This window comes from Stenotrophomonas sp. STEN240, assembly GCF_056756175.1.
Genome location: NZ_JBRRBO010000003.1, coordinates 35,194 through 57,495 on the forward strand (window position 1 = coordinate 35,194; position 22,302 = coordinate 57,495).

Consider the following 22,302-nt stretch of genomic DNA (forward strand, 5'->3'; position numbering starts at 1 on the left):
GACACATCGCGCGGCGGCGCACCTGCCGTTGGTCGGGGTGCCGCGCACTGGGACCGGACGCTGTCAACGCCACGGCCCCGGCCTTGTGCCCGGCATGGCTCAGCCCTGTGGCGCAGCCAGCAGATATTTCAGCCCATGCATGAAGCCACGCGGTGCGACGCTGAGGTGATCCTCGTCATTGAGCACGTCCAGCTTCAGCTGCAGTGAGCGGCCACCGCGGGCGCCCAGCAGGCCGATCATGCGCTGCGCATCGACCACCATGTCAGCGTCGCCGCCGTGCTGCACCGATTCGTACTCGCCCACGTACATATAGGCCCGTACCGGCAGCTCAGGCGCCTTGCCGGCCTGGGCCAGCCGGCGCTCCATCACCTGTTTGTCGAACCAGTACGAGGGACTGCCGAGGATGTAGGCACTGAAAAGCTGCGGCCGCTCCAGCATCACCTGCGTGCCCAGCAAGGCGCCATAGGAGTGCCCAAGGAACATACGCCGGGTTTCGTCCGTGCGGTAACGCTTGGCCATGAAGGGCAGCGCCTGGGTTTCCAGATAGGTGATGTAGGCACCGGCGCCACCATGCACGGCATCGGCTGGCGAACTGCTGGGGCCATTGGCGGTGGGCGTGTAGTCGCGCCGGCGACTCTGCATGCCGCCCTCGCCCTTTGCATAGGACAAACCAACCAGGATGAAGTCTTCGATCTTGCGCCCTTCGACATTCAGGCGCCGCGCCATCTGCCAGACCAGTGGGAACGCGTAGTCGGCATCGGTGACATACAGCACCGGGTAGCGCTTGTCGGGGTTGTCGGCGTAGCCGGCCGGCAGGGCCACAAACATCTGGTAGTTGCGGCCACTGACCGGGTCGGGAACGTCCCAGACTTCACTGCCCAGCACTTCGTAAGGGGCGCCCTCGCCGCGCTGCGCGGTTACCGCTCCCGGCTGGGCGGCAGTAGTTTGTGGCGGCGCGGTGGCAGCCTCATCCGGAGCACCCTTACAGGCGCTCAGCGCCACCATTACCACCACCGACATCATCCATTTGCTCAAGCAGACTCTCCAACGATCGTGATCAGTAGCCGATGATGGCATGGCACCGTACGCTTCCAAAGTTCGCTCCAGCCACCGGCATACCCAGTGCGATGCTGTGCAGCTGCGACCAGAGAAAGCGCAAGCTGTTGATTCAACTAGACCGACAGGCCCTTGTCGGCTTGCTGTCGTGTTGCCGACCGAGATTTTCCGGCAGCCTGCCCGCTCGGCTAACATCGTCAGGAACGCGCCATGGAAGATGGAACAATGAAGATCGACGGACAGCGGATCAAACAACTGCGCGAAGCCCGCGGATGGTCGCAGGAACACCTGGCCAGCCTCTGCGGCTTGAGCGCACGCACCGTGCAGCGGCTGGAAGCCGAGGGCAACGCCTCGCTCGAGTCGCGGATGGCGGTTGCGGCGGCGCTGGAGGTTGCGGCGGTGGATTTGCTGCTCTTCCAGCCTGCCAGCAACCCGCACACCATCACCACCCCGCCAAGCTCTGCAGACATCCGTACCGACAACCTGATGATTGGTCTGGCTTTGCTGGTAATAGCGCTGCTGTACGGCGGCTACAACATCGGGAAAGACCTTGCATTACGTGACAACGCACGTTGTGAAGCCAACCCGGCGCAGTGCCAACGTTGAGAGTACAACCGGGGCTGCGGAGCTGATTTTTGTAGGAGCGGCGTAAGCCGCGAAGCAGAGACATCATCAGATGCCATCCGCGCTTGCGACCTCAGCAGTGTCAGCTTCGCGGCTGACGCCGCTCCTACAAGAATACGGAGCTGACTTTGTGGGAGCGGCGTTAGCCGCGAAGCACAGACATCATCAGATGCCATCGGCGCTTGCGACCTCAGCGAGGTCAGCTTCGCGGCTTACGCCGCTCCCACAAATCCAAAGTAGGTCGCTGCCACAAATCCAAAGTAGGTCGCTGCTTCAAAAGCAAAGACCGATGCCAGCATGCTGACATCGGTCTTTGGATGATTCATTGCCTGAGCAGGCAACAACGACGCTGCTTTCAGCGGGTCGCTTACTTGGCCTTGCCCTGGTTGGCCACGGCCTCGGCGGCCTTCTTGGCCGCTTCCGGATCGCCGAGGTAACGGAACGACTTGACGGTGAGGTCGTCGTTCAATTCAAACAGCAACGGAATGCCGGTCGGGATGTTGAGCTCAAGGATCTGTTCCTTGCTCACGTTGTTGAGGTACTTGTACAGCGCGCGCAGCGAGTTGCCGTGGGCGGTGACCAGCACGGTCTTGCCTTCCTTCAACTGCGGTGCGATGGCGTCATGCCAGTACGGCAGCACACGGTCCAGCGTGGTTGCCAACGACTCGGTGGCCGGCAAGGCGTTGCGGTCCAGGCCAGCATAGCGACGGTCGTGGATCGGGTGGCCCGGATCGGCCAGGTCCATCGGCGGCGGCGGGATGTCGTAGGAACGACGCCATACCTTGACCTGCTCCTCGCCGTGCTTGGCGGCGGTTTCGGCCTTGTCCAGGCCCTGCAGGCCACCGTAGTGACGCTCGTTCAGGCGCCAGGATTTGTTGACCGGCAGCCAATCCTGCCCCAGCTCGGTCAAGGCACCCTGCAGGGTGTGGATGGCGCGCTTGAGCACCGAGGTGTGGGCCACATCGAACTGCAGGCCTTCGTCCTTCATCAACCGCCCAGCGGTGGCAGCTTCCTGGCGGCCCTGCTCGGTGAGGTCCACGTCCACCCAGCCGGTGAAGCGGTTATCGAGGTTCCACTGGCTCTGGCCATGGCGCAACAGCACGAGTTTGCGGGTCACTGCGGATGTCTCCGGGATGGGGAAGGAAGACCGCGATTGTAGCCCCTTCGCGTTGGCATCCGTTCTTCGTTGGGGGTTTGGGTATGGGGGCTGGGTAGTTGTAGCGGAGACTGGCTTTGTTTGTTTGTCCGGCATTTTTCTAATGAGCAAGAGCGGGAGCTCACCCCTCCCCAACCCTCCCCTTGCCTCCGGCAAAGGGAGGGGGCCAGAGCGGCTGCGCGGCAATCTGTGAAGTAGCCGCGAACTGCCCCCTCCCTTTGCCGAAGGCAAGGGGAGGGTTGGGGAGGGGTAACGCTTTCTGGGGTAGCGCTTTCAGTCGCCACACCACCCCGCCACACCACCCCATCAAAAAAACAATCCATTCCCCGCACGACACCCCGTCTTCGCCGCCCCCATGCCATCCTGCGCGCACATTCATGCAATCCGGAGCCAGCCCGCCATGACCACCATCATCAGCCCGCGTGTTCACGACCTCGGCGGATTCCAGGTCCGCCGCGCGGTGCCCTCGCTGCAGGCGCGCAGTGTGGGTTCGTTCGTGTTCGTGGACCATATGGGGCCGGCCATCTTCAGCCCCGGCCAAGGCATTGATGTGCGTCCGCATCCGCATATCGGCTTGGCTACGGTCACTTTCCTATGGGCCGGCCAGATCGGGCATCGCGACACGCTGGGATCGGAACAGGTCATCCGCCCCGGCGACGTGAACTGGATGACGGCCGGCCGTGGCATTGCCCACTCCGAACGAACCCCCGCTGCCGTGCGTGAGCACGAGCAGGCGGTACATGGCATGCAGACCTGGGTTGCACTACCCAAAAGCCACGAAGAAACCGACCCGGCCTTCTTCCATTTCGGTGCTGACCAGCTGCCGCAGCAGCGCCGCGATGGCGCCTGGCTGCGGGTGATTGCCGGCCGTGCCTACGGCGAGGAGTCGCCGGTAAAGGTATTTGCCGACACCTTGAACGTCGCCATCGACCTGGAACCCGGCGCCGAGATCGACCTGGATACCTCGCACATCGAGCGCGCGCTCTACATCCTGGAAGGCGATGCGCAGCTGGACGGCACCGACGTTCCCAGCCAGCACCTGGTCATCCCCGAACCCGGCGCGCGCGGCCGCCTGCGCGCCAAGACCCCCGTCAAAGCCATGCTGATGGGCGGCGAGCCGCTGGATGGGCCACGCCATCTATGGTGGAACTTCGTCTCCAGCTCCAAGGAGCGCATCGAGCAGGCCAAGGACGATTGGCAGAACGGCCGCTTCGGCACCATTCCCGGTGACGACAAGGAGTTCATCCCGCTGCCGGGCTGACTCCGCTCCTCCCGTCAAGGCCGAGGCTGGTCACCACGTACAGCCGTTGCCGCCCTGTAGCCAGCAACGCGCAAGCCGCGCATAGTGCTAAAGCACTACAGGTAAAAGCGGGAAATAGTTAACGATTTCGCTACGCATCCGCCCCTCTTCTCCGTTACTTTCCCCACACCCGAATCGGGGAACATAAAAGGAACGACACAATGAGCATGGGAAAGCGTCTGGCTGCCGAATTTCTTGGCACCTTCTGGCTGGTATTGGGTGGCTGCGGCAGCGCGGTATTGGCGGCGAAGTTCGGCGGTGACGGTAATCCGCTGGGCATTGGTTTTGTCGGTGTTTCCCTTGCTTTCGGCCTGACCGTACTCACCGGTGCCTATGCGTTTGGCCATGTTTCCGGCGCGCACTTCAACCCGGCGGTCAGTATTGGCCTGTGGGCCGGCGGTCGCTTCCCGGCCAAGGACCTGCTGCCCTACATCGTGGCCCAGGTGCTGGGCGGCATCGTCGCTGCCTTCATCCTGCTGCAGATCGCCCAGGGCAATGCCAGCTTCCTGATTGATGGCAGTTCGCCCGGCGCCTTCGCCAGCAACGGCTACGGCGCGCTGTCGCCGGGCGGCTATACCGTGGCTGCGGCCTTCCTCTGCGAAGTGGTGCTGACCGCGGTGTTCCTGATCGTGATCATGGGTGCTACCCATGGCCGCGCGCCGGCCGGCTTCGCACCGATCGCGATTGGCCTGGCACTGACCCTGATCCACCTGATCAGCATCCCGGTCACCAACACCTCGGTGAACCCGGCCCGCTCCACCGCCGTCGCCCTGTTTGCCGGCGCCGGCGCAATCAGCCAGCTGTGGCTGTTCTGGGTGGCGCCCATCCTTGGTGCGGCCATCGGCGGCCTGGCCTATAAGTGGATCGGCAACGACAAATAAGTCGCACGATTGGTTTCAACTGATACGGATATACCGAACGGCCCCCACGCGGGGCCGTTCCCGTTATGGAAAGAGATTTTGCAAGTGATGGGGATTTTGTAATACCGTCGCCACTTGGCTGGCGCGCATGGGGATGCACGTACAGAGGGGGACGGATACCCCCCACCAGCCATGACGTCACTTCAGAAACATCCACACGACTTCGTCGCGCCGTTGGGCCGATGTTCCATGGGGGAATGCGTAGTGAAGACTGTCTGTATTTTTTCTGCCGTACTTGCACTCGGCGTCAGCGCCAATGCTTTCGCCCAGCAAGCCGTGCAGTGTCCGTCACTGCCTGCCAGCAGCGGCCTGCACTGGGACCAGCAGACGCAGAATGATTTCATCGTCTGCAAGGCCACCACCGAAGATGGCCGCACGGTACTGAACATGATGCTGAGCGGGCGTGATCCCGACCTGGCCTTGAACCGCCCACTGCGCGCGGAGAAAGGCGAGTTCGGCGGCGAGCAGATGTACTGGTACAAGCTGGACATGGGTGGCCGCGATGTACCCGGCCTGGAGTCACGCCGCATCAGCGTGGTCAAGCTGGACAAGAACCGCTACGCGCAGATCTGGATCGACGCGGCCGACACCACCGAGCTGGGCACGCTGCAGAACCTGACCCAGACCTTGAACCTCAATCCGTCCGCCTTGGCCGGCAGCAACTGAGCCGGCGCTGATACCGGTCCCGGCGCAGCACGCGCGGGACCGGCCATCGCTCAGAAGCGGCCTTCCTGGTAATCGACGAAGGCCTGCATAAACTCCTCACGGGTGTTCATCACGAACGGCCCATGCCGCGCTATCGGCTCGCGCAGCGGCCGCCCCGCCAGCACGATCAATCGTGCGCCCTGCGCACCGGCGCGCATCTGCAATCTGCTGCCACCACCCAGCACGGCCAGCTGCTGCAGCTCCAGCGCACGCGCATCCTCGCCTTCACCCAGCACTGCGCTGCCTTCGAATACATAGGCGAAGGCGTTGTGCCCGGCCGGCAGCGGGCACGTCCAGGCGCTGCCCGCGCTCAGGCTTACGTCCAGATACAGCGGCTCGGTAGCCGGCTGCTGGATTGGCCCGCTGACCGAATCCACCGTACCGGCGATCACCTTCACGCTGACACCCTGCGCCGGTGACAACTGCGGAATACGTTCGGCAGCGAATTCCTGATAGCGCGGATCGGTCATCTTGTCGCGCGCCGGCAGGTTCACCCACAGCTGGAAGCCGCGCATGCGGCCCGATTCCTGCTCGGGCATTTCCGAGTGCACAAGCCCACGACCGGCAGTCATCCATTGAACGCTGCCAGGCGTCAGCAAACCCTCGTTGCCGTGGTTGTCCTTATGCCGCATGCGGCCATCGAGCATATAGGTCACCGTCTCGAAACCACGGTGCGGATGGTCGGGGAAACCAGCGATGTAGTCCTCCGCCCTGTCGGTGCCGAACTCGTCCAGCATCAGGAAAGGATCAAGCTCGGGCAGCGAGGGCGTACCGATGACGCGGGTCAATCGCACCCCCGCACCATCGGAAGTAGGCATGCCGCGGATGCTGCGAACCACCCGCGCCGAATCCTGGTTACTCATGAACAAGCTCCTTGAACGTGCAGCAGACAATGCCTGCCACCCGTACCCAAACCAACCGTCATCACTGCAACCTTTCGTTCCAGCACCGCACAACAGCGCGACAAAGCCCGCAGTCATATTCAATGGGACGTTGACCTAAGACCAAAGTCGCATCCGCTTCAGCCGCCATGCACATTGACCCCCGCCCGGCATGGGTAGAACCTTGGGCATATTCCCCTGCGAGGCAACTCGATGAAAGGTTTTTCAAAAGCCGGATGGGCGCTGCTGTCCCTGATCGGCGCATTCTGTCTAGGCGTCGTGGCGCTACGCCGCGGCGAACACATCAATGCCCTGTGGATCGTGGTAGCAGCGGTATCGCTGTATCTGGTGGCCTTCCGCTACTACGGCCTGTTCATCGCCAACAAGGTGCTGGGGGTTGATCCCACCCGCGCTACGCCGGCAGTGCTCAACAACGATGGCCTGGACTATGTGCCCACCAACAAGCACGTACTGTTCGGACACCACTTCGCCGCAATTGCCGGTGCAGGCCCGCTGGTGGGCCCGGTGCTTGCCGCCCAGATGGGCTATCTGCCCGGCACGCTATGGCTGATTGCCGGCGTGGTGCTGGCCGGTGCGGTGCAGGACTTCATGATCCTGTTCATCTCGACCCGTCGCAACGGCCGCTCGCTGGGTGACCTGGTACGCGAGGAGATGGGCCAGGTGCCTGGCACCATCGCCTTGTTCGGCGTATTCATGATCATGATCATCATCCTGGCGGTGCTGGCGATGATCGTCGTCAAGGCATTGGAGGGCAGCCCCTGGGGCATGTTCACGGTGATCGCGACCATGCCGATCGCCATCTTGATGGGCGTGTACATGCGCTACATCCGGCCGGGCAAGATCGGCGAGATTTCAATCGTTGGCCTGATCCTGCTGTTGGCTGCCATCTGGTACGGCGGCAAGGTTGCCGCTGACCCGGTGATGGGCCCGATGTTCACCTTCACCGGTATCCAGATCACCTGGATGCTGATCGGCTACGGCTTTGTCGCCGCCGTGCTGCCGGTGTGGCTGCTGCTGGCCCCGCGCGATTACCTGTCTACCTTCCTCAAGATCGGCACGATTGTCGGTTTGGCGATCGGCATCCTGATCGTGATGCCGGAACTGAAGATGCCGGCACTGACCCAGTTTGCCGATGGCACTGGCCCGGTGTGGAAGGGCAGCATGTTCCCGTTCCTGTTCATCACCATTGCCTGCGGTGCGGTGTCGGGCTTCCATGCACTGATCAGCTCGGGCACCACGCCCAAACTGCTGGCCAATGAAGGCCATGCCGCCTACATCGGTTACGGCGGCATGCTGATGGAATCGTTCGTGGCAATCATGGCCATGGTCGCCGCTTCGATCATCGAGCCGGGCATCTACTTCGCCATGAACAGCCCGGCCGCCATTATCGGCACCGACGTGGTCCATGCTGCGCAGGTCGTGACCAACTGGGGCTTTGCCATCACCCCGGAACAGTTGACCGCAACCGCTGCGGAGATTGGTGAAAGCACCATCCTCTCGCGTGCCGGTGGCGCGCCGACGCTGGCCGTTGGTATCGCGCAGATCCTGCATGCAGTACTGCCGGGCGAAGGCATGATGGCCTTCTGGTACCACTTCGCCATCCTGTTCGAAGCACTGTTCATCCTGACCGCTGTGGACGCGGGCACCCGTTCGGGCCGCTTCATGCTGCAGGATCTGCTGGGCAACTTCGTGCCGGCCCTGCGCCGCACCGACTCGTGGGTGGCCAGCTTCATCGCCACCGGTGGCTGCGTGGCGCTGTGGGGTTACTTCCTGTATCAGGGCGTGACCGATCCGCTGGGTGGCATCAACATGCTGTGGCCGCTGTTCGGCATCGCCAACCAGATGCTGGCCGGCGTGGCACTGCTGCTGTGCACCGTGGTGCTGTTCAAGATGAAGAAAGACAAGTACGCCTGGGTGCCGCTGGTACCGGCCATCTGGCTGCTGATCTGCACTACCGCAGCAGGCTTCATCAAGATCTTCTCCGACATCCCGGCAGTGGGCTTCCTGGCCCAGGCGCACAAGTACCGTGACGCCATTGCCGCCAAAGAACTGCTGGCACCGTCGAAGAACTTCGACCAGATGCATCAGGTGATGGTGAACAACTACATCAACACCGCCCTGACCGCGCTGTTCCTGTTCGTGGTGTTTGCGGTGCTGGTGTATTCGGTCAAGACCATCGCCGCCGCACGTCGCTCGCCGACGCGCACCGACAAGGAAACGCCTTATGTGGCATTGAAGCCGCACGAGGTCGATCTGTAATGGGCACCGAGCTGGTCCCCGTCGGCCAGTACCAGACGTTCCGCCGCACCTGGCGGCGTCTGGTGCAGACCGCGCGGCTTTGCTGCGGCGTGCCGGACTACGACAACTATGTCCGACACATGCGCGAGAAGCATCCTGACCGTGAGGTCATGGATTACAAAACCTTCTTCCGCGAACGTCAGGAAGCCCGCTTCGGCGGCAGGAGCGGCTTCCGCTGCTGCTGAGGCACCGGGAAGAAAAACAAAAAGGCGGCGCCAATGGCGCCGCCTTTTTTTTACCTGTAGTGCCGAGCCAAGCTCGGCAGAGGCTTTGCGAGCGAACAGCCAACCCCTCCCCAGCCCTCCCCTTGCCTGCGGCAAAGGGAGGGGGCAGAAGCGTAGTGCCGCGTTACAGCTCGACCGTGTCGAACGTCTGCCCGTACTGCGGGTGCTGCTGCCACATCTGCTGCAGGCTCAAGCCACGTACCGGGTCGACGAATTCCGGGGCGATGTCCGCCAGCGGCTTCAGCACGAAGGCATGCTTCAACTCGGGCCGCGGGATGCGCAGATGGCCGGGGCCTTCCACCACCAGGTCGCCGTAATACACCACGTCGATGTCCAGGGTACGGTCGCTGAAACGCGGACCGGAACGGTCGCGACCATGCGCGTCTTCCACCGCGTGCAACCAATCATCCAACTCGGCCAACGGCAGCTCGGTATCCAGCATCACTGCGTTGTTGAGGAAGTCCGGGCCGTCGAAACCCACCGCGGGCGTGCGGTAGGCCGGCGAGACGCTGATCGCGCCGAAACGTTCGCGCAATACGGCAACCGCCGCTTGCAGGTAATGCTGCGGTTGCAGGTTGCTGCCCAGGCTGAGAAGCACAGTGGTCATGAGTTGGTTTGCCTGCGGGCCCGCCCGCGCCACGGTGGACGAGCTTGAGCACCGCAACGTAGGGGGGCGCACATGATAGGCCAGCGGCCGCCAAGCCGCACTGCCAACGGCCTGTTTCAGCCCACCCCAAGTGCGTCGGCAACGGCACGAAACACCCGCTGCATCTCCAGGGGCTTGGGCAGCACATGCACGCTGATGCCCGATGGCGCCTCACCGTCGGCGAAGGCCGGTGCATTGGCGTCCTCCAGCACGATCGCCGGGCCGCGATAGCCCATGGCCTGCATCTCCGCCAGCAACTGGCCCGCCGACAGCAATGGGATGCCGCTGTCCACCAGCACCACGTCCGGCAGCCCTGCCTCCTGCAGATGCCGCATCGCCACCGCGCCATCGCTGGCCAGGCGCATGCGATACCCCTGGCTGGACAAGGCGTTGCCCAGCAGCGACAACCGCGTGGCTTCGTCGTCCACCACCAGCAGGCGTTCGCCGTGACCGACCCGATTGCTTTCCACCGGCTCGGCATCTTCTTCGCCGCTGCATTCAAACATCGGCAACAGCAGTTCGAAGGTGGTGCCTTCGCCGAGCTGGCTCTGCACCTGGATCTGCCCACCGATGCTTTCAACAATGCGATGGCAGGACACCAGGCCCAGCCCGGTGCCGTCGGACTTGGTGGTGAAAAACGGGGTGAACAGGCGCTTCACCGTGGCCTCGTCCATGCCGATGCCGTCATCACTGACACGGATGCGCACCTTGTCCTCGTCGCCAGCGACACGTTCGGCGATCAGGCTCAACTTGCCGCCGTCCGGCATCGCCTGGATGGCGTTGAGCGCAAGGTTCAACAGCACCTGCTGCAGCTCGGTGTAGTTCGCCTCGATCGCAATGCGATCGTCGGATACTTCAAGGTGCAGCTCGGCGTTGCGCGGCAGGCTGCTCTTGAGCAGCATCCCCACGGCCTGGAACAGGCGCTGCAGCACGATGCGTTCGCTGGGCTGGCGTGAGCCGCGCACGAAGGACAGCATCGATTCGACCATCTCATGGCCGCGACGCCCGCATTCGGCGATGACATCGGCCAGACGAATGATCTTGGGGTCGTCGCTGCGATCGCGGATCAGATCCGGAATGATCAGCAGCGGCTGCAGGATGTTGCGCAGGTCATGACTGAGCCCGGCGGCAAGCAGGGCCAGGCTTTCCAGCCGCTGCGCACGCATCAGCTCATCTTCCACCCGCAGGCGCTCGCGCTCGCTGCGGGTTTCACGCACCAGCCGCGCTACCGCCGAGGGCAGCCGCGCCGGCTGGTGCTTGATGATGTAATCGTTGGCGCCGTGCTGCAGCGCCTCCACTGCGGTCTCCTCACCCATCGTGCCGGAGACGAAAATGAAGGGCACGCTGGGGTGCAGCTCGCGCAGGATGTGCAACGCGTAATAGCCTGAAAACCCAGGCATGCTGAGGTCGGACAGCACGATATCCGGCATCCAGGCCTCCAGCGCGCTACGCATCGCCGGCTCATTGTCGACCCGCTCGAACTCGATCTGCAGACCAGCCTCGAGCAACTGGTCGACAACCAGCTCGGCGTCTTCGGGCGAATCCTCCACCAGCAGGATACGCAACGGCCCCAATGGCGTTCCCTTGTTCGGCATCTGCGTTTACTCGCTGTCCGCTGCCTGGTTGATCAGTGCCCAGAACGTACCAATCGTTTTCACTGCCTGGAAAAACTGTTCAAGATCGACCGGCTTGACCACATAGGCATTGACGCCCAGGTCCCAGCTGCGGGCCAGGTCGCTCTCCTCGCGCGAAGACGACAGGATCACCACCGGCAGCCGCTTGAGGTCTTCATCCGCGCGGATCAGCCGCAGTACTTCCAGGCCGTCCATGCGCGGCATCTTGATATCCAGCAGCAGCACCGCCGGCAAGCCCTCCTCGCGCTGCGCGAACGCCCCGCGCCGCAGCAGGAAGTCCATCGCTTCCACGCCGTCCTCCACATGCACGATGGGATTGGCCAGGGGTGCATCACGCAGCGCGTCGATCGCCATCTCGGCATCGGCTTGGCTGTCTTCGGCAATCAGGATGGTGCGCAGGGGACTCATTCCACGGTGTCCTTGTTGGATGTTTCGGGTGTTTGAGGAACAACGAAGCTGAAGGTGGCGCCCTTGTCCACCTGTGCGTCCGCCCAGATGCGACCACCGTGGCGGGTCAGCACACGGCGTACGCTGGCCAGGCCGATACCGGTACCGGGGTATTCGGACGCCTTGTGCAGGCGCTGGAACACACCAAACAGCTTGGACGCGTACTGCATGTCGAAGCCGGCACCGTTGTCGCTGACACTGAACTGGTGGCTGCCGTCAGGCAGCTGCTTTGCCGACACCTCGATGACCGCCTTGTCGCGGCTGGCGGTGTACTTGACCGCATTGCCGAGCAGATTCAACCAGACCTGGCGCAACATGTTTTCATCGCCGATCAGCACCGGCAACCTGCCTATCTTCCACTCCACCTCACGCAGCTTGCCGTCGGCCCCGGCCTCGTTCTTGAGGTTGGAGTCCAGCAGCGCGCGGGTATCGGCCACCAGCGATTGCATGTCCACCCGCTGCAGACGCATCGCGCCACGGCCCAGCCGCGAGTAGACCAGCAGGTCATCGATCAAGGCCGCCATCAGCTGCGCGGAGCTGCTGATCACGTCCAGATAGTGCTGGGTCTTGGTGTCTACCGCCTCGCCCAGGTGCCGCCCCAGTTTGTCGGAGAAGCCGGCCACATGGCGCAGCGGCGCGCGCAGGTCGTGCGAGACCGAGTAGCTGAAGGCTTCCAGCTCGCGGTTGACGTCGGCCATCTGTTCGACCTTGCCTTCCAGCTGCCGGTTCAGCTCCTCCACGTGCTGTTGCACGGCACGCTGCAGGGTGATGTCGCTGACCGTCATCAACACCACTTCATCACTGGCATCGGGCAAGGCCATGCGCCGGGCATTGATCAGCATGGTGCGGTTGATGCCATCCACGCTGCGTTGCTGGTGCTCGAAATCCCATAGTTCGCGCCCACGCAGCAGTACATCGGCCAGCCGCTGGCGCACCAGTGGGTCGTCCCACGCGCCGTCGCCGATATCCTGCAACTGACGCTGGCTGATATCGGCCTCCTCGACGCCGTACATTTCCGCGAAGGCGGTGTTGTGCAACAGGATGCGCAGCTGCCCATCCAGCAGCACGATCGGCTCACGCACGGTCTGCAGCACCGCGCTGGCGCGGGCGCTGGCCTTGCTCAGGCGCAATTCGATATCGGCGCGGCTGCCGATCTGCCGCTGCAACAGCCACAACACCAGCCCCAGCAGCAGCAACTGCACCGCCAACGCGGTCCAGGTCACCATCGATGCCATCCGCTGCTGGCGTCGGGCCTCGGCAGCGCGCTCGACCAGCAAGGCGTCCTCGTGCTGCTGCAGTTCCAGCACCAGTTGCCGGATCGGGTACTGGAACGTCATTTCCTCGATCAGCTCGCGCTGGCGCGGCGTGTCGGTGCTGGCCGCGATCTCCTTGGCCAAGGCCATGCGCCGTTCCAGCATCGACTCCATCTTGCCGATGCGCACAAGCTGCTCGGGGCTGTCACTGACCAGCCGTGCCAGCTCGTGCAGGTTGTCGCTGATGCTGTCGGCGGTATGCAGGCGTTGCTGCAATGCCTGCGAGTTGATGCCCTTGGACAAGGTCAAGGCAGCCGACTCCACATCGCGGATGTCGGCTTGCAGGTTGTACAGGCGCGCGCCCACCGCCTGGGTATGTGCCACCCAGTTGGCAGCGTTGACGCTGTCGGCGGTCAACCGTTGCAGGGTCAAGGCCGGCACCACGATGATCAACAACGCGGCCAGCCCCAGCCCCAGCAAGCGCCAGCGGCTCCAGTCATCATCGGTCAATCGTGTTGCCATCCCTTGCCCTGCATGCTGACGGGCCGCCGCGCTTGGCGGCAGCCCGGTGTTCGTCGACGGAGCGACCCGGGGTCAATCGATGACTGCGTGACCAGCACGACAGCATCGCTGACTGTCGGCCAAGGATTGCACGAATACGTGTACCCGTGCACTCCCCATTAACATGACCTGTGCGACCCACCGCGCACCCGCCGTGACGCCTCAGCCCGCCCCCCCCGCCGGCTTGATTGCATGCCCGCCAAACTCGTTGCGCATCGCCGCCAGCATGCGGTCACTGAATGAATTGGACTGCCGTGAGCGCAGCCGTTCCAGCAGCGACAAGGTGATGACCGGCGCCGGCACATCCAGCTCGATGGCCTCGGCGACGGTCCAGCGGCCCTCGCCGGAATCCTCCACATACGGGGCGATGCCATCCAGCGCAGGATTGCCCTGCAGTGCATCGGCACTGAGGTCCAGCAACCACGAACGCACCACGCTGCCATGCCGCCAGACCTCGGCCACCTGGGCCAGGTCCAGATCGAACTCGGCCTTCTTGTCCATCAGCGCGAAGCCTTCGGCATAGGCCTGCATCATTCCGTACTCGATACCGTTGTGGACCATCTTGCTGAAGTGGCCCGCACCCACCGGGCCAACATGCGCCCAGCCACGGTCGGCCGCCGGCGCCAGCGCCTTGAACAGCGGCGCCAGCCGGTCAACCGTTGCAGCGTCACCGCCTATCATCAGGCAGTAACCCTCCTGCAGCCCCCATACCCCGCCGCTGGTGCCGCAATCGACGAAACCCACGCCGGTGGCGGCAGCACGCGCGGCGCGCTGCTGCGATTCGCGGTACCAGGAGTTGCCGCCGTCGATCACCACATCACCCGGTGCCAGCAGCGGCAGCAGTTTGTCCAGGGTGGCATCCACCACCTTGGAAGGAACCATCAACCACAGCGCGCGCGGCGCCGGCAAGGCCTGCACCAGCGCCTGCAGGGCGTCCACCGTGGCGATGCCGTGCTCGGCCACCTGCGCCCGTGCCTGCTCGCCCGGGTCAAAGCCGGTGACCGCAATCCCGGCACGCTGCAGACGTTGTGCCATGTTGGCGCCCATCCGACCCAGCCCGATCATTCCCAATTCCATGCTGAAGCTCCTCCGACGGTAGTAAAGATGCTGCCGTGCAGGCCCGTAGACGGGACTGCAACCAGCGTTGGTAAATAGTGGTGTGCAGGTTGTGCAGGACCAGTTCGATGACGAACGGCGTGCGCGGATTGCGGTCCAGCAGACGCACGATGTGATACCCCAAAGGACGCACGCCCTGGTGATGCACGTAGAGCATCAGTTCGCGATACACCGGGTCGGCAAGCACCGCTTCCATCTGCGCCAGCACCGCCTGTTGCGATGCGGGCAAGGCCGCACGCAGGGCCTGGTCGCGCGTGTACAGCAGCCGTTCGAAACGCCGCCAGCCCTGCCCCGGCATCTGCTGGGCAAGCTCCCATAACTGTTTGTTGAGCGCATCGTAGTGGGCAAAGCCGCCCACTTGCGCCAGCGCCTGGGCCGCGTCGGCGCTGATATCGGTGATGACGAAGTTCTCGGCCTGGTTGTTGATGTCATCCAGATAAGCGGCGTCGAAGGCATGCACCACGTAACCCGGCACACCCATGAATGCCTGCCGGCCCAACGCCGAGGTGCGTACCGCCTTGCCATCGGCAAACAGTTCCCCTGCACTGCTGCCCAGCAGGATGCTCTGGGTGTCGTGCAGGCTCAGGAAGGTGCCGATGGACAGCTCACCGGAGACAAACGCGGTATCGAAGGCCGCATCGCCGAACAGTTCGCGGATCGTCGCCAGCTGCGCCACCTGCCGCCCCACTCCGCATTCGGAGCGCACACGGCCGGAATAGAACGCCTCCATCGCCACTGAATTTGATCCATGTGGCGCATAGCCACGGCCAAAGCTGCGGAAACCCTGCCAGCCCTGCGCGCGCGCGCCGCGCACACCGAACCCGATCCAGCCCAGCTGCAAGGCCGAGAAGCGATAGCCCGGGTTGTCCTGCAGACGGGTACTGGCGGTGCGCGCGGCCTGGCCCAGCTCGAACGCATAGGCGCAGATGCTGGCCGGCTGCTGCAACACCTGCGCAGCCAGCTGCTCCCGCTGCGCCTCGCTGTAAGCGCTGGGTACCTGCAGGCGCAGATCACCATGCGCCTGTGCATCGGCAAGTGACGCACGCCGGCAGGGATCACCTGCGCTGATCTGCACTGCCTGCTGCGTTGCCGTGCTCACCTGCCAGCCCAGTTGTTGCAGCACCGCCATGTTGCAGCCGGCATTGGCCAGCAACGGGGCTGTCATCAACGCCGCCCCCAGCACCGCCCAACGCTTGGCCCGCCGCACCGCGTACCGGCCAAACCTCATCGAGCCGGTTCCGCCATGGCTGCCGGCGCGGCCTGGTCCACGTAGTACTGCAGACGGCCGAAGAAATTGCGGTAGAACTGCGCGTCCTGCACGGTGCGGCTGGCGACCCGCACCAGCGAATCATCATTGCTGCCGAACGGCAGCGATACCGAGCCCAGCGCGCCGACGCCTACACTGGCCGAGGTTGGCGATTTCTTCAGGGCATAGCGGTCCTGCACCGCGCTGACGAATACCTGCGCCTTGTCGGCGCCCTGCGCGGCACACGACACGCGCAGTACCAGCTGCTCGTGCACCTCGTCCTTGGGCTGGAAGTTCTTGTTGCCTTCCACATTGCCTGCGTCGGCACGGCTGATCGCATAGCCCTGACCGAGCAAGGCGCGGCGCGCGGCCTCGCAGGCCTGCGCCGGGGTGGCATCGATGCTGCGCGTATAGGTATCGCCGGAATCGAATGACTCACGCAGCAGGCTGCTGTCAGCGGCTTTGCCACCGCAACCGGCCAGCAGCAGACTGATGGCGGCCAACGCAGGCAGCGGATATCGGCGCATGGGCGTCTCCACAGTGAGCGAAGACCCACAGCATAACGCCGCCAACGTAGGGCTACGTTGACGGCGTTGAATGCGTGCAATCCCTGTTGTCGCTGCGCTCAGCTGGGCTGTGCGCAGCGCTGGCGGCGAGTGCCGCTCAGTCGGCCCAGCGGCCGGGACCGGTGGACTGCGGCAACACCTGTGCCGACAGCGGGCGGTCTTTTTCCAGCACGTTCACGGCATCGGCCAGGATCGAAGCCGACTCCTTCAACAGCGGGTCCGGACGCTTCTCGGCGGCTTTCTCGCGGGCGGCATCCTTGACGATGTCACGCTCGTTGCCGGTCAGGCCGTCGTCGGTGCTGTCCTCGGCCAGCGGATCCAGCGGCAGGCCCAGCTCCTTGCGGATCTGCTGACGCTGCTTGCGCTGCGTTTCCTGCTTGTCACGCTCGGCGCGACGTTCGGCTTCGTTGAGCGAAACGTACTTCTTGGCGGCCTCGGTGCGGAACTGCTGCACGTCCTCTTCCCACCACTGGAACTCGCGGTCGGCGCGGATGCGGGTGTCGTGCAGGGTTTCCAGACGCGGCACGATCGGCGCGAAGTTGCCGTACTGGGTATGCGGCACGGCGGCGATGCGGGTCCACGGCAGCGCGTTGTCGTAGGTGCTCTCGCCAAACTCGCTGGCGTCGACGCTGGCCGGGAACGCCAGGTCCGGCACCACGCCCTTGTGCTGGGTGCTGGAGCCGCTGACGCGGAAGAACTGGGCGATGGTCAGCTTGACCTGGCCAAAGCGCTCTTTCTCGCTGGCCGGCCAACGGTCCAGCGGCACCACGTTCTGCACGGTGCCCTTGCCGAAGGTGGTTTCACCGATTACCAGGCCACGACCGTAGTCCTGGATGGCGCCAGCGAAAATCTCCGAGGCCGAGGCCGAACCACGGTTGATCAGCACTGCCAGCGGGCCGTCCCAGGCCACAGCCGGGTTGCGGTCGCTGTTGACGGTGACGCGGCCGCCGGATTCACGCACCTGCACCACCGGGCCCTGTTCGATGAACAGACCGGTCAGTTCGATGGCTTCATCCAGCGAGCCACCACCGTTGTTGCGCAGGTCCAGCACCACGCCGTCGAGCTTGTCGGCCTTGAAGCCGGCCAGCAGCTTGGCCACGTCGCGGGTGGCCGAGGCATAGTCGGCGGCGTTGCGGCGGCGGCCTTCGAAGTCCTGGTAGAAGGTGGGCAGCTTGACCACGCCGATGCGGCGTTCCGGTGCGCCAGCGGCGCCGGGGATGGTCATGGTTTCGCCCTTGGCGGCCTGCTCGGACAGACGGATCTTCTGCCGGGTCAGGGTCAGCATGCGGTGCTTGCCATCCACGCCTTCGGCGGCCGGAATGTATTCCAGGCGCACCTGGGTGTCCTTGGCGCCACGGATCTTGGCCACCACATCGTCGATGCGCCAGCCGATCACGTCTTCAACCGGGCCGGAGCGGCCCTGGCCGACACCGACGATGCGGTCGCCGGCCTTGAGCGTGCCGTCCATCGCCACCGGACCACCGGGCACCACCTCACGGATCACCACCATGTCGTCCTGGCGCTGCAGCTGGGCACCAATGCCCTCCAGCGACAGCGACATGGCCTGGTTGAAGTTCTCGGCCGTGCGCGGGGTGAAGTAATCGGTATGCGGGTCAACGGCGCTGGTGTAGGCGTTCATGTAGAACGAGAACACGTCCTCGCCCTTGAGCTCGTTGATGGTCTTGAGCAGGGTGTCGTAACGCTTGTCCAGGGTCTTGCGGATATCCGCAGCCGGCTTGCCGGCCAGCTTCAACCGCAGCCAGTCGTTCTTGACCGACTTGCGCCACAGATCGTCCAGTTCGGCGTTGGTCGCCCACGGCACGTCCTTGCGGTCGTAGTTGAAGCGTTCTTCAATGGTGAAATCCGGCTCCTGCCGGAGCAGGCGGCGGGCGTAGGCCACGCGCTCACCCACCCGCTGGCGGTACACCGCGAACACCTGGTAGGCCGGGTCCAGTTCGCCCGAACGGATGGCCTCACCGGTCTGTGCCGCCAAGGGCGCGAAACGATCGACGTCCTCCTTGGTGAAGAACTGCTTGCCGCTGTCCAGCGACTCCAGGTAACGCTTGAACACGTCCTGCGAGGTCGCCGCATCGAGCTGACGCGGACGGTAGGCATAGCGGCTGTCCGACAGCAGGCCGTACACCAGCTTGGAGGTGGTGGCCTGGTCGACTGTCGCTGCCGAGGGCAGCGCTGAATCGGCGCGCGCCAGCAGGGCGGCGGGAGCGGTCAGCGCGAAAGCCAGCAGGAAAACGGGAACTCGGTAGTTCATCAAAGTACTCGTAGCACCGAACGTTGGGGGGAGACTGCGGGCAAGTACGACATGCCGACAGTGCCGAAAGTTTCGACACTTGTCACCTTGCTCAGTGCCAGAGTAGCCGCCGGCCCGTAGCAGTTTGTGAATCGCTGCAGAGGCACCGCCGCTGCGGCTATCGGTTGGGACGCGATCCCGGCTGCGGCAGTGCGCCGCAGCGGGATGCTGTTGCGTGGTTCAGGCGCCGACGCCGGCACCGGCCGCCTGCTGGTCGGCGTGATAGGACGAGCGCACCATCGGCCCGGAGGCGACGTGGCTGAAGCCCAGTTCATAACCGTAATCCTCGAACGCCTTGTATTCCTCCGGCGTCCAGTAACGCAGCACCGGGTGGTGGTGGGCGGTCGGCTGCAGGTACTGGCCGATGGTCACCATTTCCACGTCGTGCGCGCGCAGGTCACGCAGGGTTGCCTGCACCTGTTCGAGGGTTTCGCCCAGGCCCAGCATGATGCCGGACTTGGTCGGCACGTCCGGGTGCTGTGCCTTGAAGTTCTTCAACAGGGTCAGCGACCACTGGTAGTCCGCGCCCGGGCGTACGTTGCGGTACAGGTCCGGCACGGTTTCGATGTTGTGGTTGAACACGTCCGGCGGGTTCTGCGCCAGGATTTCCAGCGCGCGCTCCATGCGGCCCTTGCCACGGAAGTCCGGGGTCAGCACTTCGATGCGGGTGTTCGGCGACTTTTCGCGGATGGCGGTGATGCAGTCGACGAAGTGCTGGGCACCGCCGTCGCGCAGGTCATCGCGGTCGACGCTGGTCACCACCACGTACTTCAGGCCCATGTCGGCCACGGTCTGGCCCAGGCTGGCCGGCTCGTTGGCGTCCGGCGGCTTGGGCCGGCCGTGGGCCACGTCGCAGAACGAGCAGCGACGGGTGCAGACTTCGCCCAGGATCATGAAGGTGGCGGTGCCGTGGCCGAAGCATTCGTGGATGTTCGGGCAGCTGGCTTCTTCGCACACCGTGACCAGACGGTTCTCGCGCAGCTTGGCCTTCAGGTTGGCCACGGCATTGCCCGAAGGAATGCGTACGCGGATCCAGGAAGGCTTGCGCAGCACCGGCGCGTCGGCGAACTGCACCGGCGAGCGGTTGATCTTGTCACCGCCAAGCTGTTTGACACCGGCCTGCAACGGCGCGGACGGGACGTCGCCCTGCACGACCTGCAGGGGAATGGAGCGCGTGGTGGTTTCAGTCATGGCGTTATCAGCGGTCTCAGAGCCGCGTAGTCAGATCGGGCAGTTCGGGCGTCGGCTGCAAGGCCAGACCGAACTGCTGGGCCAGATGGGACAGCAGCACGGTTTTGACCGCTTCTATGCCCGAAGGGCCGCCCAAGTCTAGCACCGAGGTCACCTGCATCCCGGCGTAGCCGCAGGGGTTGATGCGGTGGAAGGGTTCAAGATCCAGCGACACATTGAACGCCAGACCGTGGAAACTGCAGCCGCGGCGCACGCGGATGCCGAGCGCGGCGATCTTGGCGCCGCCCACGTAGACACCGGGCGCGCCGTCCAGGCGTTCAGCGCCGATGTTCCATTCGTCCAGGGTGTCGATGATGGCCTGCTCGATGCGGCACACGTAATCGCGCACACCGATGCCGAGCCGGCGCAGGTCCAGCAGTGGATAAACCACGATCTGGCCGGGGCCGTGATAGGTCACCTGGCCGCCACGGTCCACATGCAGCACCGGGATATCGCCCGGCGCCAGCACATGCTCATCCTTGCCGGCCTGGCCCAGGGTGAATACCGGGTCGTGCTCGACCACCCACAGCTCGTCGGTGGTGCCGTCACCACGGGTGTCGGTGAACTGCTGCATGGCGTGCCAGACAGGTTCATAGCCCTGCCGGCCCAGATCCCGCAGCAGCGCCGGCCGCGTGGTGCTGGCCGGCGTTTCTGCAGCGCATGCGATTACAGCGTCCACTTCACTTCCGGGTGGTCACGCATCACGGCGTGGGCGGCGTCGTACTGCTCGCGGCTGTCGGCCTTGAAGGCGATGCGCACCGAGACGTACTTGCCGTTGGAGGATTCTTTCCAGCTGATGCGCTCTTCCAGTACCTCGATACCGGCGCCTTGCAGCAACTTGGGCAGCTCAGCTTCCAGACCGATGTTGGCCGCGCCCATGGCGCTGAGCTCAAAGGTGCCGGGGAACTGGAAGCCGTGTTCAGGGTTGTCAGACTTGATTTCCATGCCGCCATTATCGGGGCGAACGCCCACAAACCCAAGGCCATACCCGGATTACAGCCTTCCATGCGAGCCCACCTGTAGTGCCGAGCATGGCTCGGCACTACCGGTTCCAGAAACCAGAAAGGCCGCTTGCGCGGCCTTTCTGTGGGGTAAACCCAGGCTTACTTGGACAGCTGCAGCAGGGTGGACGACACCCAACCGCGGTTGCCCAGCTCGTCCTCGACTTCCCACATCACGCCTTCCTTGGTGCCGGTCGGGTACAGCATCATGCCCGGGTCCAGGGTACGCACCGGCGCACCGGTGCCGCGGGCGTTGGCCAGCAGACGACCAGCACGGGTCACCGTCACTGCCTGCTGCGCATTGGCCGCGGACGCATTGTCCGGCAGGCCGCCGAGCTGGGCGATGATGTCGGTATAGGCCTGCAGATAGGCCATGGTGATGACCTGGCCGATTTCGGTATTGGCATAACCGCCAACGCCGGCTGCACCCAGGCCGCTGCCGCCGAACAGGCCGCCGCCGGCACCGAAGCCCATGTCGCTCTTGCGCGCCGAACCTTCGGAGATGGCTACCTGCTCCGACGAACGCACGTCGGTCACAGTCAGCACCACGTCGGCGGTCTTGCTGGTGAAGTTCAGGCCACCCACCAATGCACCGGCGCGGCCACCGATCAGGCCACCCAGCAGGCCACCAATGGCATTGCCACCGGCATTGCTGTTCTGCGAGACCAGATCCGGAATCATCACGTAGTCAGCGGCCTTGATCTGGCCCTTACCGACGTTGGAACGACCACGCAGGTCGCCACTGGCCGCCAGCTCACGCTCGAACTGGCCCGCCGCCATGCCGGCGCCACGGTCCACCAGGGTGAAACAACGCGAACGGTTGACGAAGGCCTTGATCAGGCGCGACGGCGCCGGCAACTGCTGACCGGTCCACCAGTTGGTGGAGTCTTCCGGCTCGATCACCGACAAGGTGCCGATCGGGCGCTGACAGGTTGGAATCTGTGCGGCAGCCTGTTGGCGCTGTTCCTGCGCCTGGGTGCCCTTGGCCTTGAATGCTGCCTGGGCCGGCTGGCTGCTGACAGCCGCAGCAATACCCAGAGTAATGACCGCTGCAGTGAGCGGCGAAAAAACGTTACGCATCTGATGCTTCCCCATTAACCTGCACCTTA

Annotated in this window: 21 protein-coding genes; 6 read left to right on the forward strand and 15 right to left on the reverse strand. The window is 64.2% G+C overall.

Annotation, left to right across the window (positions count from 1 at the left end; genetic code table 11):
- Positions 1–99: 99 nt before the first annotated feature.
- Positions 100–1,005: an alpha/beta hydrolase gene (locus ACVOKO_RS02095; RefSeq protein ID WP_430980698.1), complete on the reverse strand. Its 906-nt coding sequence runs from the start codon at positions 1,003–1,005 to the stop codon at positions 100–102.
- Positions 1,006–1,266: 261 nt separating this feature from the next.
- Here ACVOKO_RS02095 and ACVOKO_RS02100 point away from each other — a divergent pair, with 261 nt between their 5' ends.
- A complete protein-coding gene (locus tag ACVOKO_RS02100; protein ID WP_346496809.1) occupies positions 1,267–1,662 on the forward strand; it encodes a helix-turn-helix domain-containing protein in 396 nt (131 codons plus the stop codon).
- A gap of 385 nt (positions 1,663–2,047) precedes the next feature.
- Here ACVOKO_RS02100 and gpmA read toward each other — a convergent pair whose 3' ends face one another.
- Positions 2,048–2,797: a 2,3-diphosphoglycerate-dependent phosphoglycerate mutase gene (gene gpmA, locus ACVOKO_RS02105; RefSeq protein ID WP_346496811.1), complete on the reverse strand. Its 750-nt coding sequence runs from the start codon at positions 2,795–2,797 to the stop codon at positions 2,048–2,050.
- A 439-nt stretch (positions 2,798–3,236) separates the two neighbouring features.
- Here gpmA and ACVOKO_RS02110 point away from each other — a divergent pair, with 439 nt between their 5' ends.
- From ACVOKO_RS02110 to ACVOKO_RS02120, 3 genes are all read left to right on the forward strand, one after another.
- Complete coding sequence (locus ACVOKO_RS02110; RefSeq protein WP_346496813.1) at positions 3,237–4,097, forward strand: pirin family protein; 861 nt, start codon at positions 3,237–3,239, stop codon at positions 4,095–4,097.
- 200 nt (positions 4,098–4,297) lie between these two features.
- Complete coding sequence (aqpZ, locus tag ACVOKO_RS02115; RefSeq protein WP_346496815.1) at positions 4,298–5,017, forward strand: aquaporin Z; 720 nt, start codon at positions 4,298–4,300, stop codon at positions 5,015–5,017.
- A gap of 243 nt (positions 5,018–5,260) precedes the next feature.
- Positions 5,261–5,722 carry a hypothetical protein gene (locus ACVOKO_RS02120; RefSeq protein WP_430980692.1) on the forward strand — a complete coding sequence of 154 codons (462 nt, stop codon included), beginning with the start codon at positions 5,261–5,263 and terminating at the stop codon, positions 5,720–5,722.
- A 50-nt stretch (positions 5,723–5,772) separates the two neighbouring features.
- Here ACVOKO_RS02120 and ACVOKO_RS02125 read toward each other — a convergent pair whose 3' ends face one another.
- On the reverse strand, positions 5,773–6,624 hold the full coding sequence (locus tag ACVOKO_RS02125) for a pirin family protein (RefSeq protein WP_346496817.1): 852 nt from the start codon (positions 6,622–6,624) through the stop codon (positions 5,773–5,775).
- 231 nt (positions 6,625–6,855) lie between these two features.
- Here ACVOKO_RS02125 and ACVOKO_RS02130 point away from each other — a divergent pair, with 231 nt between their 5' ends.
- Positions 6,856–8,922 (forward strand): carbon starvation CstA family protein, encoded by a 2,067-nt coding sequence (locus ACVOKO_RS02130; RefSeq protein ID WP_346496819.1) that lies wholly within the window; start codon positions 6,856–6,858, stop codon positions 8,920–8,922.
- Positions 8,922–9,146, forward strand: a complete 225-nt coding sequence (locus ACVOKO_RS02135) for a YbdD/YjiX family protein (protein ID WP_057626620.1) — start codon at positions 8,922–8,924, stop codon at positions 9,144–9,146. The genes ACVOKO_RS02130 and ACVOKO_RS02135 overlap by 1 nt, the downstream gene beginning before the upstream one ends.
- Positions 9,147–9,309: 163 nt before the next feature.
- Here the strand turns inward: ACVOKO_RS02135 and folK are convergent, their stop codons facing one another.
- From folK to ACVOKO_RS02195, 12 genes are all read right to left on the reverse strand, one after another.
- Positions 9,310–9,792 (reverse strand): 2-amino-4-hydroxy-6-hydroxymethyldihydropteridine diphosphokinase, encoded by a 483-nt coding sequence (folK, locus tag ACVOKO_RS02140; protein WP_346496821.1) that lies wholly within the window; start codon positions 9,790–9,792, stop codon positions 9,310–9,312.
- Positions 9,793–9,908: 116 nt separating this feature from the next.
- The gene (locus ACVOKO_RS02145; protein WP_346496823.1) at positions 9,909–11,426 is read right to left on the reverse strand and encodes a response regulator; all 1,518 of its coding nucleotides are present in this window, start codon (positions 11,424–11,426) and stop codon (positions 9,909–9,911) included.
- A 6-nt stretch (positions 11,427–11,432) separates the two neighbouring features.
- Positions 11,433–11,873, reverse strand: coding sequence for a response regulator (locus ACVOKO_RS02150; RefSeq protein ID WP_057627162.1), 441 nt, complete (start codon positions 11,871–11,873; stop codon positions 11,433–11,435).
- Complete coding sequence (locus ACVOKO_RS02155) at positions 11,870–13,687, reverse strand: sensor histidine kinase (protein WP_346496826.1); 1,818 nt, start codon at positions 13,685–13,687, stop codon at positions 11,870–11,872. Before ACVOKO_RS02155 ends, ACVOKO_RS02150 begins: the two co-directional genes overlap by 4 nt.
- A 201-nt stretch (positions 13,688–13,888) precedes the next feature.
- On the reverse strand, positions 13,889–14,803 hold the full coding sequence (gene gnd / locus ACVOKO_RS02160; RefSeq protein WP_346496828.1) for a phosphogluconate dehydrogenase (NAD(+)-dependent, decarboxylating): 915 nt from the start codon (positions 14,801–14,803) through the stop codon (positions 13,889–13,891).
- Positions 14,715–16,070, reverse strand: coding sequence for a hypothetical protein (locus ACVOKO_RS02165; protein WP_346496830.1), 1,356 nt, complete (start codon positions 16,068–16,070; stop codon positions 14,715–14,717). The genes gnd and ACVOKO_RS02165 overlap by 89 nt, the downstream gene beginning before the upstream one ends.
- On the reverse strand, positions 16,067–16,615 hold the full coding sequence (locus ACVOKO_RS02170; RefSeq protein ID WP_346496832.1) for a DUF2242 domain-containing protein: 549 nt from the start codon (positions 16,613–16,615) through the stop codon (positions 16,067–16,069). The genes ACVOKO_RS02165 and ACVOKO_RS02170 overlap by 4 nt, the downstream gene beginning before the upstream one ends.
- Before the next feature lie 136 nt (positions 16,616–16,751).
- On the reverse strand, positions 16,752–18,923 hold the full coding sequence (locus ACVOKO_RS02175) for a carboxy terminal-processing peptidase (RefSeq protein WP_346496834.1): 2,172 nt from the start codon (positions 18,921–18,923) through the stop codon (positions 16,752–16,754).
- Between the two features lie 219 nt (positions 18,924–19,142).
- Complete coding sequence (gene lipA / locus ACVOKO_RS02180; RefSeq protein ID WP_057627157.1) at positions 19,143–20,153, reverse strand: lipoyl synthase; 1,011 nt, start codon at positions 20,151–20,153, stop codon at positions 19,143–19,145.
- A gap of 16 nt (positions 20,154–20,169) precedes the next feature.
- Positions 20,170–20,871: a lipoyl(octanoyl) transferase LipB gene (lipB, locus tag ACVOKO_RS02185; RefSeq protein ID WP_346496837.1), complete on the reverse strand. Its 702-nt coding sequence runs from the start codon at positions 20,869–20,871 to the stop codon at positions 20,170–20,172.
- Complete coding sequence (locus tag ACVOKO_RS02190) at positions 20,859–21,137, reverse strand: DUF493 family protein (protein WP_057627155.1); 279 nt, start codon at positions 21,135–21,137, stop codon at positions 20,859–20,861. The genes lipB and ACVOKO_RS02190 overlap by 13 nt, the downstream gene beginning before the upstream one ends.
- A 158-nt stretch (positions 21,138–21,295) precedes the next feature.
- Positions 21,296–22,273 carry a CsgG/HfaB family protein gene (locus tag ACVOKO_RS02195; protein ID WP_057627203.1) on the reverse strand — a complete coding sequence of 326 codons (978 nt, stop codon included), beginning with the start codon at positions 22,271–22,273 and terminating at the stop codon, positions 21,296–21,298.
- Positions 22,274–22,302 lie beyond the last annotated feature (29 nt).

Bases quoted from the DNA above. Each gene is read 5' to 3' on its own strand.
- ACVOKO_RS02095 (WP_430980698.1), bottom strand. From the start codon at position 1,005: ATGGTGGCGCTGAGCGCCTGTAAGGGTGCTCCGGATGAGGCTGCCACC.
- ACVOKO_RS02100 (WP_346496809.1), top strand. From the start codon at position 1,267: ATGGAAGATGGAACAATGAAGATCGACGGACAGCGGATCAAACAACTG.
- ACVOKO_RS02110 (WP_346496813.1), top strand. From the start codon at position 3,237: ATGACCACCATCATCAGCCCGCGTGTTCACGACCTCGGCGGATTCCAG.
- aqpZ (WP_346496815.1), top strand. From the start codon at position 4,298: ATGAGCATGGGAAAGCGTCTGGCTGCCGAATTTCTTGGCACCTTCTGG.
- ACVOKO_RS02125 (WP_346496817.1), bottom strand. From the start codon at position 6,624: ATGAGTAACCAGGATTCGGCGCGGGTGGTTCGCAGCATCCGCGGCATG.
- ACVOKO_RS02130 (WP_346496819.1), top strand. From the start codon at position 6,856: ATGAAAGGTTTTTCAAAAGCCGGATGGGCGCTGCTGTCCCTGATCGGC.
- ACVOKO_RS02135 (WP_057626620.1), top strand. From the start codon at position 8,922: ATGGGCACCGAGCTGGTCCCCGTCGGCCAGTACCAGACGTTCCGCCGC.
- folK (WP_346496821.1), bottom strand. From the start codon at position 9,792: ATGACCACTGTGCTTCTCAGCCTGGGCAGCAACCTGCAACCGCAGCAT.
- ACVOKO_RS02145 (WP_346496823.1), bottom strand. From the start codon at position 11,426: ATGCCGAACAAGGGAACGCCATTGGGGCCGTTGCGTATCCTGCTGGTG.
- ACVOKO_RS02150 (WP_057627162.1), bottom strand. From the start codon at position 11,873: ATGAGTCCCCTGCGCACCATCCTGATTGCCGAAGACAGCCAAGCCGAT.
- ACVOKO_RS02155 (WP_346496826.1), bottom strand. From the start codon at position 13,687: ATGGCAACACGATTGACCGATGATGACTGGAGCCGCTGGCGCTTGCTG.
- gnd (WP_346496828.1), bottom strand. From the start codon at position 14,803: ATGGAATTGGGAATGATCGGGCTGGGTCGGATGGGCGCCAACATGGCA.
- ACVOKO_RS02165 (WP_346496830.1), bottom strand. From the start codon at position 16,070: ATGAGGTTTGGCCGGTACGCGGTGCGGCGGGCCAAGCGTTGGGCGGTG.
- ACVOKO_RS02170 (WP_346496832.1), bottom strand. From the start codon at position 16,615: ATGCGCCGATATCCGCTGCCTGCGTTGGCCGCCATCAGTCTGCTGCTG.
- ACVOKO_RS02175 (WP_346496834.1), bottom strand. From the start codon at position 18,923: ATGAACTACCGAGTTCCCGTTTTCCTGCTGGCTTTCGCGCTGACCGCT.
- lipA (WP_057627157.1), bottom strand. From the start codon at position 20,153: ATGACTGAAACCACCACGCGCTCCATTCCCCTGCAGGTCGTGCAGGGC.
- ACVOKO_RS02190 (WP_057627155.1), bottom strand. From the start codon at position 21,137: ATGGAAATCAAGTCTGACAACCCTGAACACGGCTTCCAGTTCCCCGGC.
- ACVOKO_RS02195 (WP_057627203.1), bottom strand. From the start codon at position 22,273: ATGCGTAACGTTTTTTCGCCGCTCACTGCAGCGGTCATTACTCTGGGT.